Source organism: Actinophytocola sp. (assembly GCF_035712165.1).
Lineage (GTDB): Bacteria > Actinomycetota > Actinomycetes > Mycobacteriales > Pseudonocardiaceae > DASYTH01.
Genome location: NZ_DASTBH010000290.1, coordinates 1 through 15143, shown reverse-complemented (window position 1 = coordinate 15143; position 15143 = coordinate 1). Strand labels below are relative to the sequence as shown.

The window sequence follows — 15143 nt, the reverse complement described above, 5'->3', positions numbered from 1 at the left end:
GACGAGCGGGTGGGCGGGGTCCTGGAGTTCGCGGCGACGGAGGTGGTGCCACGGCTGGCCCGGACCACCGACGAGATCGGCAACGTGCTGCACGCCCTCGACGGCGGCTACGTGCCGGCGGGGCCGAGCGGCTCGCCGCTGCGCGGGCTGGTCAACGTGCTGCCCACCGGCCGCAACTTCTACTCGGTCGACCCGAAGGCGGTGCCCAGCCGGTTGGCCTGGGAGACCGGGCAGGCCATGGCCGAGTCGCTGCTGGAGCGGTATCGGGCCGACACCGGCGACTGGCCGCGCTCGGTCGGCCTGTCGGTCTGGGGCACCTCGGCGATGCGCACGGCGGGCGACGACATCGCCGAGGTGTTCGCGCTGCTCGGGGTGCGGCCGGTGTGGGACGAGGCGTCCCGGCGGGTCAGCGGCCTGGAGGTGGTCCCGCTCGCCGAACTGGGCCGGCCGCGCATCGATGTCACCGTGCGGATCAGCGGTTTCTTCCGGGACGCTTTCCCGCACGTGGTCTACCTGATCGACGACGCGGTGCGCCTGGTCGCCGGTCTCGACGAGCCGGACGAGGACAACTACGTCCGGGCGCACGTGCGATCCGACCTGGCCGGCCACGCCGACGAGCGGCGGGCCACCACCCGGGTGTTCGGCTCCAAGCCCGGCTCCTACGGCGCCGGCCTGCTTCCCTTGCTGGACAGCCACAACTGGCGCGACGACCGGGATCTCGCCGAGGTCTACGCGGTCTGGGGCGGGTTCGCCTACGGCCGCGAACTGGACGGCGTCGCGGCCCGGCCGGACATGGAGGCGGCCTACCGGCGGATCGCGGTGGCGGCCAAGAACACCGACACCCGCGAGCACGACATCGCCGACTCCGACGACTACTTCCAGTATCACGGTGGGATGATCGCCACTGTGCGGGCACTGACCGGTACCGCGCCGGCCGCCTACGTCGGGGACAGCACCCGGCCGGACGCCGTGCGCACCCGCAGCCTCGCGGAGGAGACCGCCCGGGTGTTCCGCTCCCGGGTGGTGAACCCGCGCTGGGTGACGGCGATGCGCCGGCACGGCTACAAGGGCGCGTTCGAGCTGGCCGCGACCGTGGACTACCTGTTCGGCTACGACGCCACCACCGGCGTGGTGGCCGACTGGATGTACGAGCAGCTGGCGCAGACCTACCTGCTGGACGAGGTGAACCAGAAGTTCCTCACCGAGTCCAACCCCTGGGCGCTGCACGGCATCGCCGAGCGTCTGCTGGAGGCGGCCGACCGGGGCCTGTGGGCCGAGCCCGACGCCGCCACCCTGGCCGCGGTGCAGGCGCTCTACCTCAAGGCGGAGGGCGACATCGAGGCCGGCACGTGACTGGAATCCTCGTTTGCGGCACCACGTCCGACGCCGGCAAGAGCCTGGTGGCCGCCGGGATCTGCCGGTGGCTGACCCGGCAGGGGTTGCGGGTGGCGCCGTTCAAGGCGCAGAACATGTCGAACAACTCGATGGTCTGCCCGGACGGCGCAGAGATCGGCCGGGCACAGTGGTTGCAGGCCAAGGCCGCCCGGGTCGAGCCGGAGGCGGCGATGAACCCGGTGCTGCTCAAGCCCGGCAGCGACCGGCGCAGCCATGTGGTCGTGCTCGGCCGGCCGTACGGCACGCTCGAGGCGGGGGAGTACGCCACCGGCCGGGCGGGTCTGGCCGGGATCGCCTTCGAGGCGTTCGACGGGCTGCGCAAGCGGTTCGACGTGGTGGTGTGCGAGGGCGCCGGCAGCCCGGCCGAGATCAACCTGCGGGCCGGCGACTACGTGAACCTGGGCCTGGCCCGGCATGCCGGGCTGCCCGTGGTGGTGGTCGGCGACATCGACCGGGGCGGCGTGTTCGCCGCGATGTACGGCACCCTGGCCCTGCTCGATGCCGCGGACCAGGCGCACATCGCCGGCTGGATCGTGAACAAGTTCCGTGGTGACCGCGGCCTGCTCCAGCCCGGGCTGGACGCCCTGGAGCGGCTCACCGAACGTCCGGTGCTCGGCGTGCTGCCCTGGCTGGAGCGGGTCTGGCTGGACTCCGAGGACGCGCTCGCCGCGGCCGGCTGGCGGGCCGAGAGCACCGTGCGCGGCCGCCCGCTGCGCGTCGCGGCGGTCCGCTTTCCCCGCGCCTCCAACGCGACCGACCTCGACGCGCTGGCCGCCGAGCCCGGTGTGACGGTGACCCTGACCGCCGACCCGGACGTGCTGGCCGACTGCGACATCGCCGTGCTGCCGGGCTCCCGGGCCACCGTCGACGACCTGCGCTGGCTGTGCGAACACGGCCTGGCCGGCGTGATCCGCAACCGGGCCGCGGCCGGCCGGCCGCTGCTGGGCATCTGCGGCGGCTACCAGATGCTGGCCCGCACCATCGTGGACGAGGTGGAGTCCGGCGCCGGCCGGGTCGGCGGCCTCGGCCTGCTGCCCACCACCGTCACGTTCGGACCGGGAAAGACCCTGGACACGCCGGTCGCCCGGTGGCGCGGGCACGAGGTGCCGGCATACGCGATCCACCACGGCCAGGCGACCGCCGATCCGGAGGCCGAGCCGTTCCTGGGCGGCTGCCGGGTGGGCGCGGTCTGGGGCACGCCCTGGCACGGGGCCTTCGAACACGACGGCTTCCGCCGGGGCTGGCTCGCCGAGGTCGCCGGGCAGGCCGGCCGGACCTGGTCAGCGGCTCCCGACGCCCCCGGTTTCGGCATGCTGCGGGAGGCCATGCTGGACCGGCTCGCCGATGCCGTCGTCGAGCACCTCGACACCGCCGCCCTGCTCGACCTTGCCCTCGGTGCGCGCCAACTGCACCAGGGTGGCGCCGCCGAGTAGCACCGCCGCGCCGACCACCTGCACGGCGGTCAGCGCCTGGCCGAGGAGGGCCCAGGCCGCCGCGGTGGCCACGATCGGCTCGACCAGGGCCAGCACGCTGGCCACGTTGGCCGGCAGGTGCCGCATCGAGGAGATGGACAGCAGGTAGGCCATGGCGGTGGAGAGCACCGCGATGGCCAGCACCAGCGTCCACACCGGCGGGTGCCACGGCCCGAACGTCGCCGCCGAGTCGAACACCGACAGCGGGATGGTCCACGGCGGCACGAACACCGCGATCGCGACCGCCCCGGCGACCATGCCCCAGGTGACCAGGCCGATCGGTTCGATGGTGGCCACCGCGTGCGAGCCGATCAGGTAGTACGAGGCCGCCCCGAGCGCGGCGGCGATGCCGGCCAGCAGCCCGATCGCGTCGAAGGCGAGCCCCTCCCAGACCTTGGCCACCAGCGCGAGCCCGACCAGGGCGATCACGGTGCCTACCCAGGCCTGCCGGGGCAGCACGGTGCCGCGCACGAACCGGACCCAGAGCGCGACCAGGACCGGCGCGGTGTACTCGAGCAGCATCGCCACGCCGATCGGGATCCGGGCGACGGCGACGAAGTACACCACCTGCACGGCGGCCACGGCGATCAGGCCGTAGCCGAGGATGATCCGGATGTCGGCCCGGCGCAGCCGCAGCGCCTCCGGCCGGGTCAGCGCGACCACCACCAGCAGGATCACCGCGGCGAGCCCGATCCGGATACCGGCCACCTGCTGCGGGGTGAGGCCGGCGTCCATGATCGGTTTGGCCAGCGGGCCGGACGTGCCGAAGCACAGCGAGGCCAGCACGATCAAGGCGGTGCCACGGGTCCGACTGGTAACCGGTGAAGTAAGTTCAGTGGTCACTTCTCTAGTGTGCCTCTTCCGACCGACGGTAAACGCCCCGGTTTCTCATGCAGTGGGACGCCAGGGGCTGCGGGTGTCGGTCGGCCGGGTCGGGTCGTGGAACCGGGGCCGGTCCGGCTCGCCGATCCGCAGCGGCACCAGGTCCGTGGCGATCTGCTCCATGATCCGTTTGTGGGCGCGCATCGCGTCGCCGGGCCGGCTCGCCGACAGGTCGGACAGGTCCACCTGCCGGCCGAAGTGCACCCGGAACGTCGGGCGGTCGCGCACCGCCCGGGCGAACGAGGTGAGCAACGGCACGAAGTCCGCCGGCTTGGTCGCCGTCTCGGTGCCCCAGTACATCGCCTCGTGCGCGCCCCACTGGCTGATCGTGACCACCGGGACGTTGCCGGTCAGCGCCATCCGGGCCAGGCCGGTCTTGCCGCGCTCCGGCCACAGCCCGGGGTCGTGGCTGATCCGTCCCTCCGGGTAGACCAGCAGCGGCAGCCGCGCGGTGCGCAGCTCGGTGATCGCCCGGTCGAACGCCTCGGCCACGTTGCTCTTGCCCCGGTCCACCCGCAGGTGCCCGGCCCGGCGCAGGAAGAACCCCGCCACCGGGGCGTCCAGCAGCCCGGCGGTGAGCATGAACCGCAGGTCCACGTCGATCCGGGCGCACGCCGCGATCAGCACCATCGGGTCCCACATGCCGATGTGGTTCGCGGCCACCAGCACCGGGCGGCCGCGCAGCTCGCCGGGGAAGGCGCCGGTGATCTCCAGGTTGCCGGTCAGCCGGACCGCCGCGCGGTCCAGCCAGGTGATCGCCCGCCAGTCCGGCGGTACGGGTGCGGCCTTCCGGCTACGGCGTGTCGGCTCGTTCGGCCGGCGAATGGACGCAACCATGAGCGGAGCATGGCATGCCCCATGCGGGGGAACGTAACTGGATACCGTGAGGGTGATGGCGACCACCAGGACCACAAGAGGGGGCCGGACCGGTACCCGAACGACCCGGCGTCCGGCACCCCGTGCGAAGAGCAAGCGCCGGTCCAACCCGCTCGGCCGGGCGCTGCGCGGCACCTGGAACCTGCTGGCCAAGGGCGTCGGCGGGCTGGCCCGCACGGTCGGCCGGACCCGCGACATCGAGGCCGAGGTACGCCGGGACGGGGTGGCGTTCGCCCTGATCGCGATCGGCGTCGTGGTCGCCGCCGGGATCTGGTGGCGGACCGGCGGGCCGGTCAGCGTGTGGCTGGAGCGCGGCGTGCGCACCGTGATCGGCGCCGGTGCCGTGACCCTGCCGCTGGTGCTGCTGGTGGTCGGGATCACGCTGATGCGCTCCGACCCGCAGCCGGCCAAGCGCCCCCGGCTGATCGCCGGTTCGATGCTGTTCGTGCTGGCCCTGCTGGGGGTGCTGCACCTGTTCAGCGGACTGCCGGCGGACGATGACGGATGGATGTACGCCGGCGGTGCGCTGGGCTACGTGTCCGGCGGGCTGCTGGCCACGGGCGTGACCACCTGGGTGGCGCTGCCGCTGCTGGCGTTGGCCATGGGGTTCGCCGTGCTGGTGTTCACCGGCACTCGGATCAAGGACATCCCGACCCGGCTGCGGGAGCTGGGCATCGACCCGGACACCGCCGAGTACGTCGACGACGCCACCGCCGAGACGCCGGCCGAGGAGCCCAAGCCGCGCCGGCCGTCCCGGCGCCGGCAGGCCGCCATGGCCGAGCCGGAGCAGCCGCCGCTGCCGCTGGAGGAGCCGCCGCCGGCCAAGCCCGCCCGCCCGGTCAAGGTCAAGGAGCACGCGCCGGCCAAGGAGGCGCCGAGCAAGATCACCGTGAGCCGGGTGGTCGACGGCGACTACCGGCTGCCCCCGCCGACGCTGCTGGAGCTGGGGGTCGCGCCCAAGGCCCGCAGCCGGGCCAACGACCTGATGATCGAGGCGATCAGCGGGGTGCTCGACCAGTTCGACGTCGACGCGCAGGTGACCGGGTTCACCCGCGGGCCCACCGTGACCCGGTACGAGGTCGAGCTCGGGCACGGCGTGAAGGTGGAGAAGATCACCGCGCTGACCAAGAACATCGCCTACGCGGTGGCCACCGACAACGTCCGGCTGCTGGCCCCCATCCCGGGCAAGTCCGCGGTCGGCATCGAGGTGCCCAACAGTGACCGGGAGATGGTCCGGCTGGGCGACGTGCTGCGCTCGCGCACCGCCACCGACGACCCGCACCCGATGGTGATCGGCCTCGGCAAGGACATCGAGGGCCACATGGTCACCGCCAACCTGGCCAAGATGCCGCATCTGCTGTGTGCCGGGTCCACCGGCTCCGGCAAGTCCAGCTTCGTCAACTCGATGCTGGTGTCGCTGCTGGCCCGGGCCACGCCGGACGAGGTCCGGATGATCCTGATCGACCCGAAGATGGTCGAGCTGACCCCGTACGAGGGCATCCCGCACCTGATCACGCCGATCATCACCCAGCCGAAGAAGGCGGCCGCGGCGCTGGCCTGGCTGGTCGAGGAGATGGAGCAGCGCTACCAGGACATGCAGGTCAACCGGGTGCGCCACATCGACGACTTCAACAAGAAGGTCCGGTCCGGGGACATCACCGCCCCGCCCGGCAGTGAGCGCGAGTACCGGCCCTACCCCTACATCCTGGCCATCGTGGACGAGTTGGCCGACCTGATGATGACCGCGCCGCGCGACGTCGAGGACGCCGTGGTGCGGATCACCCAGAAGGCCCGGGCCGCCGGGATCCACCTGGTGCTGGCCACCCAGCGCCCGTCGGTGGACGTGGTCACCGGTCTGATCAAGACCAACGTGCCGTCCCGGCTCGCGTTCGCCACGTCCTCGCTGATCGACTCGCGGGTCATCCTGGACCAGCCCGGCGCCGAGAAGCTGATCGGCATGGGCGACGGGCTCTACCTGCCGATGGGTGCCTCCAAACCGGTCCGCGTCCAGGGCGCCTTCGTCACCGACGAGGAGATCCACGCCGTGGTCTCCTTCGCCAAGGAACAGGCACAGCCGGACTACACCGACGGCGTCACCGCCGCCAAGGCCGGCGAGGCCCGGGAGATCGACCCCGACATCGGCGACGATCTCGACGTGCTGCTCCAGGCGGCCGAACTGATCATCACCTCGCAGTTCGGCTCGACCTCCATGCTGCAACGCAAACTCCGGGTCGGCTTCGCCAAAGCCGGCCGCCTCATGGACCTTCTGGAGTCCCGCGGCGTGGTCGGCCCCTCCGAAGGCTCCAAGGCCCGCGAGGTCCTCATCAAACCCGACGAGCTCGACGCCACCCTCCACCTCATCCGCGGCGGCCCCGCCCCCACCGACGACGACGAAGACCTCTAGGTAGTCCTACCTGTTCCGTCCGTTACCCCGGAACCGTCCCGCCGTGCCCTGGTTCTCAGTGCCGACGGACACGCAGGGGAGGACGCGGTGGAAGAGAACCGGGTGGTGTCGCTGATCGCGGGGGCGGCGTTGTTGCTCGTGGTGGGTGGGATGGTGGCGATTCCGGCGGGGTTCGTCGTGGAGTTGAAGGCGATCGACTGCCGGGCTCCGGACGAGGCGATCATCTGCGACCCGCAGACCCGGCGACTGGTGGCGCTGGTGCCGATGCTCGCGCTGGGGGCCGGGCTGGTGCTGCTGGCCGCCGGTGGGGCGGTCGCCGTGCGGCGGGGCGGCTCGTCGGCGCCGTGGCAGTTCGCGGCGTGGCTGCTGCTGGCGGCCGGGGTGCTGGTCGCGTTCGCGATCGCCCTCGCCTGATGTGCACCGCCTGATGTGCGCCGCCTGATGTGCATCTGCCCACAGTCACGAAACGGTGTCAGCCATTGCGCGCCGAAAGTCCACAAGGGAGGCTGCCGCGACGGGTTCGGCCGACCCTACCTGTTTTCTGTTCTGTGGAAAGGATCTTCTGTGGACGACGGCACTGTAACGACCACTGTGGACCCGGCTGCGTTCGCGCCGCTCTTCATCGTCACGGGCGTCATCGCCGTGTTCATGATCGTGTGCGTGTGGCGGGTGTTCAGCAAGGCCGGACAGCCGGGTTGGGCCGCCATCATCCCGATCTACAACATCTACGTGCAGTGCAAGGTCGCCCGCAAGCCGGGCTGGTGGACGCTGCTGTTCTTCATCCCGCTGGTGAACCTGGTCTTCGCCATCATCGTGTCGATCGGCATTGCGAAGGCGTTCGGCAAGGGCGGCGCGTTCGGCTTCTTCGGCCTGGTGCTGTTCCCCTTCGTCGGCTACCCGATCCTCGCCTTCGGCGACGCCCGCTACGTCGGCGCCGGCGACACCACGGCCCCGCAGCAGGCCCCGGCGCACGTCTGAGGCGTGCACCCTCGGTGACGCCCGGATGCCTACAGCTCCAGCAGCATCCGGGTGTTGCCGAGGGTGTTGGGCTTGACGTAGGGGAGGTCGAGGAACTCGGCGACGCCCTCGTCGAGCGAGCGGCGGATCTCCTCGTAGACCTCGGGGGAGACCGGGGTGCCGTCGATCTCCACGAAGCCGTGCGCGGCGAAGAACCGCGTCTCGAAGGTCAGCACGAACAGCCGCGCCAGACCCAGCTCCCTTGCGCCGCAGATCAGCGCGTCGACCAGGGCGTGGCCGATGCCCCGGCCGGTCACGCCGGACCGGATCGCGATCGTGCGCAGCTCGCCGATGTCCTCCCACAGCACGTGCAGCGCGCCGCAGCCGGCCAGCTCCCCGTCGAGCTCGGCGACCAGGAACTCCTGTACGTCCTCATACAGCGTGACCAGCGGTTTGGCCAGCAGTACCCGCCCGGCGTAGCCGTCGAGGATGGACTTCATCGCGCGTACGTCGCTGGTCCGTGCCCGTCGCACGGAGAGCTCCGAGTTCCCAGTTTTCATTGGGATCCATTGAACACTGGCCAACTCTTGACACCTGTCGCGTCCCAGGCCCAAAGTTGACACACCGGATAGCGACACGATTGTACGCATTGCGGACATCAGGAGTATGCCATGGCGGTCGACCCGCGACAGCTCCGCAACTGCCTCGGTCACTTCGCCACCGGCGTCACCGTGGTCAGCTGCGAGCACGAGGGCCGCCCGCACGGCGCGACGGTCAACGCCTTCGCCGCGGTCTCCCTCGACCCGCCGCTGGTCATGGTCTCGCTGGACCGGCGCAGCAAAGCCAGCCAGTACCTCGGCAGCCGCCCGTTCGCCGTCAACGTGCTGCGCGAGCGCCAGGACTGCCTGGCCCGCCACTTCGCCGGCATGACCACGGTGAGCTCCGTCGAGTGGCGACTGTCCACCACCGGCCGCCCGCCCCGCCTGGCCGGCTCCCTGGCCTACTTCGAGTGCGAACCGTGGCAGACCTACGACGGCGGCGACCACCAGCTCTTTCTCGGCCGGGTCATCGAGTTGGAGCACCACGGCGGCGACCCGCTGGTGTTCTACCGCGGCCGGTTCCGCCACCTCGTCGCCCCGCTCGACGAGACGCTCTGGCTCGGCTCGCTGGACTCGCCGGACGCGAGCTGGATCCTGAACTGAGGAGACGCGCTGTGACCACCCAGCACGACGCGCGAACCAGCGACACCGGTGCGGGCGCGCGGCACACCCGCCCGATGACCGGCGCGGAGTACATCGAGAGCCTGCGCGACGGCCGGGAGATCTGGCTGTACGGGGACAAGGTCCCGGACGTCACCACGCATCCCGCGTTCCGCAACATGGTGCGGATGACCGCGCGGCTCTACGACTCGCTGCACGATCCGGACCGCCAGGACCTGCTCACCGCGCCCACCGACACCGGCAGCACCGGCTTCACCCACCCGTTCTTCCGCACCCCGCGCTCGACCGCCGACCTGCGCAAGGACCGGGACGCGATCGCCGAGTGGGCCAGGATGACCTACGGCTGGATGGGGCGAAGCCCCGACTACAAGGCCGCCTTCCTCGGCACCCTGGGCGCCAACAGCGACTTCTACGAGCCGTTCGCGGACAACGCGCGCCGCTGGTACACCGAGTCCCAGGAGCAGGTCCTCTACTGGAACCACGCCATCATCAACCCGCCGGTGGACCGCAACCGGCAGCCCGACGAGGTGCGCGACATCTTCATGCACGTCGAGGAGGAGCGCGACGACGGCCTGATCGTCAGCGGGGCCAAGGTGGTCGCGACCGGCTCGGCGATCACGCACTACAACTTCATCGCGCACTACGGCTTACCGATCAAGACCCGCGAGTTCGCCCTGGTCTGCACGGTGCCGATGGGCGTTCCCGGGATGAAGCTGATCTGCCGGCACTCCTACGCGATGAACGCCGACGTGATGGGCAGCCCGTTCGACTACCCGCTGTCCAGCCGGTTCGACGAGAACGACACCATCTTCATCCTGGACCGGGTGAAGATCCCGTGGGAGAACGTGTTCATCTACGGCGACCCGGACAAGGCCAGCACCTTCTTCCCCGGATCGGGTTTCCTGCACCGGTTCACCTTCCACGGCTGCATCCGGCTCGCCGTCAAGCTGGACTTCCTGGCCGGGCTGCTGATGAAGGGTGTGGAGGTCACCGGAACCAAGGACTTCCGCGGCATCCAGACCCGGGTCGGCGAGGTGATCGCCTGGCGCAACATGTTCTGGGGCCTGACCGACGCGATGACGGCGAACCCGGACGAGTGGATCGGCGGCGCCGTGTTGCCGCACCTGGACTACGGCCTGGCCTACCGCTGGTTCATGACCGTCGGCTACCCCCGGGTCCGCGAGATCATCATGCAGGACCTGGGCAGCGGGCTGATCTACCTCAACTCCAACGCCAGGGAGTTCGGCGTCCCGGAGCTGCGGCCCTACCTCGACCAGTACGTCCGCGGTTCCAACGGGGTGGACGCGGTGGCGCGGGTCAAGCTGATGAAGCTGATCTGGGACTCGGTGGGCAGCGAGTTCGGCGGCCGGCACGAGCTCTACGAGCGCAACTACTCGGGCAACCATGAGGGTGTGCGAGCGGAACTGCTGTTCGCGGCGGAGAATTCGGGGCAGGCCGAAGCGATGAAGGGCTTCGCCGAGCGGTGCATGGCCGAGTACGACCTGGACGGCTGGACCGCACCCGACCTGATCAATCCGGACGATGTGAGCATGCACAGGTGAAACCCGCCGAGGACAAGGACTACGTGCAGTCACTAGAGCGTGGGCTGTCGGTGATTCTGGCGTTCTCCGACAAGCATCCGCGGCTGACCGTCGGCCAGCTCGCCACGCTCACCGGGCTCTCCCGGCCGACCGTGCGCCGGCTGGTGCTCACCCTGGGGCGGCTCGGCTACGTGCGCGAGGAAGGCCGGGCGTTCGCGCTCACCCCGCACGTGCTCGCCCTGGGCAACGCGTTCACCTCCTCGCTCAACCTCGCCGAACTGGCCCAGCCGCACATGCAGGAGGTCACCGAGGTCACCGGGCACACCTGCTCGATGGCGGCGTTGGACGGCGAGGACGCGGTGTTCCTGCTGCGGGTGCCGTCCCGGCGGGCGATGGCGCACCTGCTGCTGACCGGCACCCGGTTGCCCGCCTTCGCCAGTGCCATCGGCCGCGTGCTGCTCGCCGGCCTGCCGGACGCCGAGATCGACGCCTTCCTGAGCAACGGCCGCTTCCCGGCGCTGACCGCGCACACCGAGACGGACCCGGTCGCGCTGCGCCGGATCATCACCGAGGTGCGCGAGCGTGGCTGGGAGGTGGTCGACCAGGAGCTCGAGGAGGGTGTCCGGTCCTTCTCCGCGCCGATCCGGGCCAGCGGCGGCCGGGTGATCGCGGCCCTGGGGATGTCGGTCGCGGCCGGGTCCGTGGGCCTGCCGGAGATCCGCAGCGAATACCTGCCGGCGGTCATCAAGGCCGCGGGCGAGATCAGTAGCCGGCTCGGCGCCGGCTACGCCCCGAATGGACAGTGGGAGAGCACGACACATGCGTGAAGCGGTTATCTGTGAACCGATCCGGACCCCGGTTGGCCGGTTCGGCGGGGTGTTCCGGGATGTCCCGGTCACCGCGCTGGCCGCGACCGTCATTCGAGATCTGTTGCGACGCACCGGAATACCGCCGAGCGCAGTCGAGGACGTCCTGTTCGGACAGTGCTACCCCAACGGGGAGGCGCCTGCCCTGGGCCGGGTGGCGGCGCTGGACGCCGGACTTCCGGTGGAGGTGCCCGGGCTGCAACTGGACCGGCGGTGCGGGTCCGGCCTGCAGGCGGTGATCGACGCGGCCATGCGGGTGCAGACCGGCGCCAACGACCTCGTGCTGGCCGGCGGCGCCGAGAGCATGAGCCAGGTGGAGTTCTACTCCGCCGCGATGCGTTGGGGCGTCAGCGGTTCCGGCGTCGAGCTGCACGACCGGCTGGCCCGGGCCCGGATCAGCGCCGGCGGGAGGTTCCACCCGGTGGAGGGCGGGATGCTGGAGACCGCCGAGAACCTGCGGCGCGAGTACGGGATTGCCCGGGCCGAGCAGGACGAACTGGCGCTGGCCTCGCACCAGCGGGCCGTCGCCGCCATCGAGGCGGGCCGGTTCGCCGAGGAGATCGTCCCGGTCACCGTGCCGGGCAAGCGCGGAAAACCGGACACCGCCGTGGATCGCGACGAGCACCCGCGCGCCGACGCCAGCCTCGAAGCGCTGGCCGCGCTGCGCCCGGTGCGGCAGAAGCTCGACCCCGACTCGACCGTCACCGCCGGCAACGCCAGCGGCCAGAACGACGGCGCCGCGGTGTGCGTGGTGACCACCCCGGACCGCGCGGCCGACCTCGGGCTGCGGCCGCTGGCCCGGCTGGTGTCCTGGGCGGTGGCCGGTGTGGGGCCGGCCAGGATGGGCATCGGGCCGGTGCCGGCCACCGAGCGGGCGCTGGCCCGGGCCGACCTCGCGCTGGCCGACATCGACCTGATCGAGCTGAACGAGGCGTTCGCGGCGCAGGTGCTCGCGGTCACCCGGGAATGGAAGTTCGCCCCGGCCGACTTCGAGCGCACCAACGTCAACGGCTCGGGCATCTCGCTGGGGCACCCGGTCGGCGCGACCGGCGTGCGCATCCTGACCACCCTGCTGCGCGAGCTGGACCGGCGCGGGGCGCGCTACGGCCTGGAGACGATGTGCATCGGCGGCGGGCAGGGGCTGGCCGCCGTGTTCGAGCGGGTGGGCTGACATGCGAGCGTTTCGCTACCAGGCGATGCCCAGCCGGGTGGTCTTCGGCGCCGGCAGCAGCCGGCGCCAGCTGGAGTCCGAAGTGGACGAGCTTGGGCACCGAATACTGCTGATCACCACCAAACGGGCCGAGCCGCTGGCGGCGGAGCTCGTGGCACCGCTGGGCGCGCGGGTGGTCGGGGTGTTCACCGAGGTGCAGGAACACGTCCCACAGGAGACGGCCGATGCTGCACGGACAGCTGCGCAGGAGGCTGCGGCCGATTGCATGCTGAGCATCGGCGGGGGTTCAGTGGTCGGCACCGCCAAGGCGGTGGCCGTGGAGGCGCGCCTACCCATCGTGGCGGTGCCGACCACGTACTCCGGTTCCGAGATGACCCCGACCTGGGGGCTGACCGAGGGCGGCCGCAAGCGCACCGCGCGCTCGATGGACGCGTTGCCGCGCACCGTGGTCTACGACCCGGAGCTGTTCACCACGCTGCCGGCCGGGGTGACCGCGACCAGCGGCATGAACGCGCTCGCGCACTGCGTCGGCGCCTGCGTGCTGCCGGACACCGACCCGGTCACCGCGCTGCTGGCCGCCGAAGGGGTGCGCGCGCTCGCGTCCGGGTTGCGGCGGGCGGTGAGCACCCCCGCCGACGTCGAGGGCCGGGCGCAGGCCTGCTACGGCGCGTACCTGGCCGGCACCGTGCTCGCCGCGGTCGGACCCGCGACGCACCACCGGATCTGCCATGTGCTCGGCGGGACGTACGGGCTGCCGCACGCGCCGACCCACTCTGTGGTGCTGCCCTACGCCGCCGCGCTGGTCGAGGACCGCACCCCGGAGGCGCTGCGCCGGGTGGCCGACGTGCTCGGCACCCTGCGCGCCGCCGACGGCCTGCGCGCCCTCGCCGAGCAGTTGGGCGCCCCGACGTCATTGGCCCAGCTCGGCCTGCGGGGTTCGGACCTCGAGCCGGCCGCCGCCGAACTGGCCGCGCACGGCGTGCTGGACCGGCCGGCCGCGCACGCCTTCCTGGCGTCCGCCTACGAGGGCCGGTGGACGGAATGACCCTCGCCGACGAGGTGGTGGCCAGCTTCGCCGGTGCCGCGTCGCCCCGGTTCGCCTCGCTGATGACCAGCCTGGTGCGCCACCTGCACGCGTTCATCGACGAGGTCGGCCTCACCGAGGCGGAATGGGCCGCCGCGATCGACTTCCTCACCCGCACCGGCCAACAATGCGACGACCGCCGCCAGGAGTTCATCCTCCTGTCCGACGTCCTCGGCGCCTCCATGGCCGTGATCAACGCCAACCACCCCACCGGCGGCGCGGCCACCGAATCCACGGTCCTAGGCCCGTTCTTCGTCCCCGACGCCCCCTCGTTCGGCCCCGGCGAGGACATCTCCGCCGGCGCCCCCGGCACCCCCTGCCACGTCAGCGGCACCGTCCGCACCCCCTCCGGCGAGGCCGTCGCCGGCGCCGAGATCGACGTCTGGCAGTCCGACGAAACCGGCCACTACGACGTCCAGTACCCCGACCTCGACCATCCCCGCGCCCGGGCCCGCCTCCGCACCGACGCGGATGGTGCCTACGCGTTCTGGTCAGTGCGCCCCGAGGCCTACCCCATCCCCCACGACGGCCCCGTCGGCGAGTTGTTGACGGCGGCCGGCCGCTCCCCGATGCGCCCGGCCCACATCCATTTCAAGATCGCCGCCCCCGGTTACCACACGCTGACCACCCACATCTTCATGGCCGGCGGCGAGCACCTCGACTCCGACGCCGTGTTCGGTGTCAAGGACTCCCTGATCACCACTTTTGCCGGCGACCGCGCCACCTTCGACTTCACCCTGGCCGAAGCACCGCCGACCCCCTGAGCAAGCCCACCCATTTAGTCGAACACGCGCCGTGTTCGTTCGTATCCGCTACGCTCTGCTGCGCGTGGTGTGCGGGGTGGGGAGTACGTGATGGGGAACGAGAGCACAGGTCAGTCCGGCGCCGGCCACAAGGTCTGGATGAGTGCGATCGCCACGAACATGAGAATGAGAAACAGCCAGGTTAGAAGCAGTCGTCCGAACGCTCTTGTCGGAGTGCGCGCCTGTGTCATGACCAGCGCCATGAAAATTGTGGCGATGCTCAAGGGGGCGACAAGGAGGTATCGGGGATCGTCATTCAACCGAATGTACATGATTGGCACGAGAATGCCGAAAAATCCGGCCAAGGCGATAAGGCCCCACCGGGATCGCCGCACACTATTCCTGACGGGATCTTCGCCGCGACGCTCCACATATCGCTCGGCATGATAGCCGATCGCCTCGAACATGGTCCCGAGACGTCCGAACATTCGCCGCATGGCTCCATCCTAGCCTGTGGTCGACAGGGGAGGTA

General features: G+C 71.1%; 14 protein-coding genes and 1 pseudogene. 11 read left to right on the top strand and 4 right to left on the bottom strand.

Annotation, left to right across the window (positions count from 1 at the left end; genetic code table 11):
• Together VFO68_RS16505 and VFO68_RS16500 are read left to right on the top strand one after the other, a co-directional pair.
• A partial coding sequence (locus VFO68_RS16505; RefSeq protein WP_325159178.1) for a cobaltochelatase subunit CobN occupies positions 1 to 1353 on the top strand: 1353 nt, incomplete at its 5' end.
• Positions 1350 to 2828 (top strand): cobyric acid synthase, encoded by a 1479-nt coding sequence (locus tag VFO68_RS16500; protein ID WP_325159177.1) that lies wholly within the window; start codon positions 1350 to 1352, stop codon positions 2826 to 2828. The genes VFO68_RS16505 and VFO68_RS16500, both read left to right, overlap by 4 nt.
• A 36-nt stretch (positions 2829 to 2864) precedes the next feature.
• Here VFO68_RS16500 and VFO68_RS16495 read toward each other — a convergent pair.
• Positions 2865 to 3653 (bottom strand): annotated as a pseudogene (locus VFO68_RS16495) (EamA family transporter); the annotation flags it as partial.
• A 102-nt stretch (positions 3654 to 3755) separates the two neighbouring features.
• Positions 3756 to 4586 (bottom strand): lysophospholipid acyltransferase family protein, encoded by an 831-nt coding sequence (locus VFO68_RS16490; RefSeq protein ID WP_325159176.1) that lies wholly within the window; start codon positions 4584 to 4586, stop codon positions 3756 to 3758.
• A 55-nt stretch (positions 4587 to 4641) separates the two neighbouring features.
• Between VFO68_RS16490 and VFO68_RS16485 the strand changes: the two genes are divergently transcribed.
• From VFO68_RS16485 to VFO68_RS16475, 3 genes are all read left to right on the top strand, one after another.
• On the top strand, positions 4642 to 7029 hold the full coding sequence (locus VFO68_RS16485) for a DNA translocase FtsK (RefSeq protein WP_325159175.1): 2388 nt from the start codon (positions 4642 to 4644) through the stop codon (positions 7027 to 7029).
• Between the two features lie 87 nt (positions 7030 to 7116).
• Positions 7117 to 7443, top strand: a complete 327-nt coding sequence (locus VFO68_RS16480; RefSeq protein WP_325159174.1) for a hypothetical protein — start codon at positions 7117 to 7119, stop codon at positions 7441 to 7443.
• A 150-nt stretch (positions 7444 to 7593) separates the two neighbouring features.
• Positions 7594 to 8007 (top strand): DUF5684 domain-containing protein, encoded by a 414-nt coding sequence (locus VFO68_RS16475; protein ID WP_325159173.1) that lies wholly within the window; start codon positions 7594 to 7596, stop codon positions 8005 to 8007.
• Between the two features lie 29 nt (positions 8008 to 8036).
• Here the strand turns inward: VFO68_RS16475 and VFO68_RS16470 are convergent, their stop codons facing one another.
• Positions 8037 to 8546: an amino-acid N-acetyltransferase gene (locus tag VFO68_RS16470; RefSeq protein ID WP_325159172.1), complete on the bottom strand. Its 510-nt coding sequence runs from the start codon at positions 8544 to 8546 to the stop codon at positions 8037 to 8039.
• A 111-nt stretch (positions 8547 to 8657) separates the two neighbouring features.
• Here VFO68_RS16470 and VFO68_RS16465 point away from each other — a divergent pair, with 111 nt between their 5' ends.
• The 6 genes from VFO68_RS16465 to VFO68_RS16440 all read left to right on the top strand — a co-directional run bounded on the left by VFO68_RS16465 (position 8658) and on the right by VFO68_RS16440 (position 14632).
• Positions 8658 to 9188: a flavin reductase family protein gene (locus VFO68_RS16465; RefSeq protein ID WP_325159171.1), complete on the top strand. Its 531-nt coding sequence runs from the start codon at positions 8658 to 8660 to the stop codon at positions 9186 to 9188.
• A gap of 74 nt (positions 9189 to 9262) precedes the next feature.
• On the top strand, positions 9263 to 10768 hold the full coding sequence (locus tag VFO68_RS16460) for a 4-hydroxyphenylacetate 3-hydroxylase family protein (RefSeq protein ID WP_325159180.1): 1506 nt from the start codon (positions 9263 to 9265) through the stop codon (positions 10766 to 10768).
• Positions 10765 to 11574: an IclR family transcriptional regulator domain-containing protein gene (locus VFO68_RS16455; protein WP_325159170.1), complete on the top strand. Its 810-nt coding sequence runs from the start codon at positions 10765 to 10767 to the stop codon at positions 11572 to 11574. Before VFO68_RS16460 ends, VFO68_RS16455 begins: the two co-directional genes overlap by 4 nt.
• Entirely contained in the window at positions 11567 to 12784 is a 1218-nt protein-coding gene (locus VFO68_RS16450) for an acetyl-CoA C-acetyltransferase (RefSeq protein WP_325159169.1), read from the top strand. Before VFO68_RS16455 ends, VFO68_RS16450 begins: the two co-directional genes overlap by 8 nt.
• A 1-nt stretch (position 12785) precedes the next feature.
• Positions 12786 to 13829 carry a maleylacetate reductase gene (locus VFO68_RS16445; protein ID WP_325159168.1) on the top strand — a complete coding sequence of 348 codons (1044 nt, stop codon included), beginning with the start codon at positions 12786 to 12788 and terminating at the stop codon, positions 13827 to 13829.
• The gene (locus VFO68_RS16440) at positions 13826 to 14632 is read left to right on the top strand and encodes a dioxygenase (RefSeq protein WP_325159179.1); all 807 of its coding nucleotides are present in this window, start codon (positions 13826 to 13828) and stop codon (positions 14630 to 14632) included. Before VFO68_RS16445 ends, VFO68_RS16440 begins: the two co-directional genes overlap by 4 nt.
• A 110-nt stretch (positions 14633 to 14742) precedes the next feature.
• Here VFO68_RS16440 and VFO68_RS16435 read toward each other — a convergent pair whose 3' ends face one another.
• Entirely contained in the window at positions 14743 to 15108 is a 366-nt protein-coding gene (locus VFO68_RS16435; protein WP_325159167.1) for a hypothetical protein, read from the bottom strand.
• Positions 15109 to 15143: the final 35 nt, after the last annotated feature.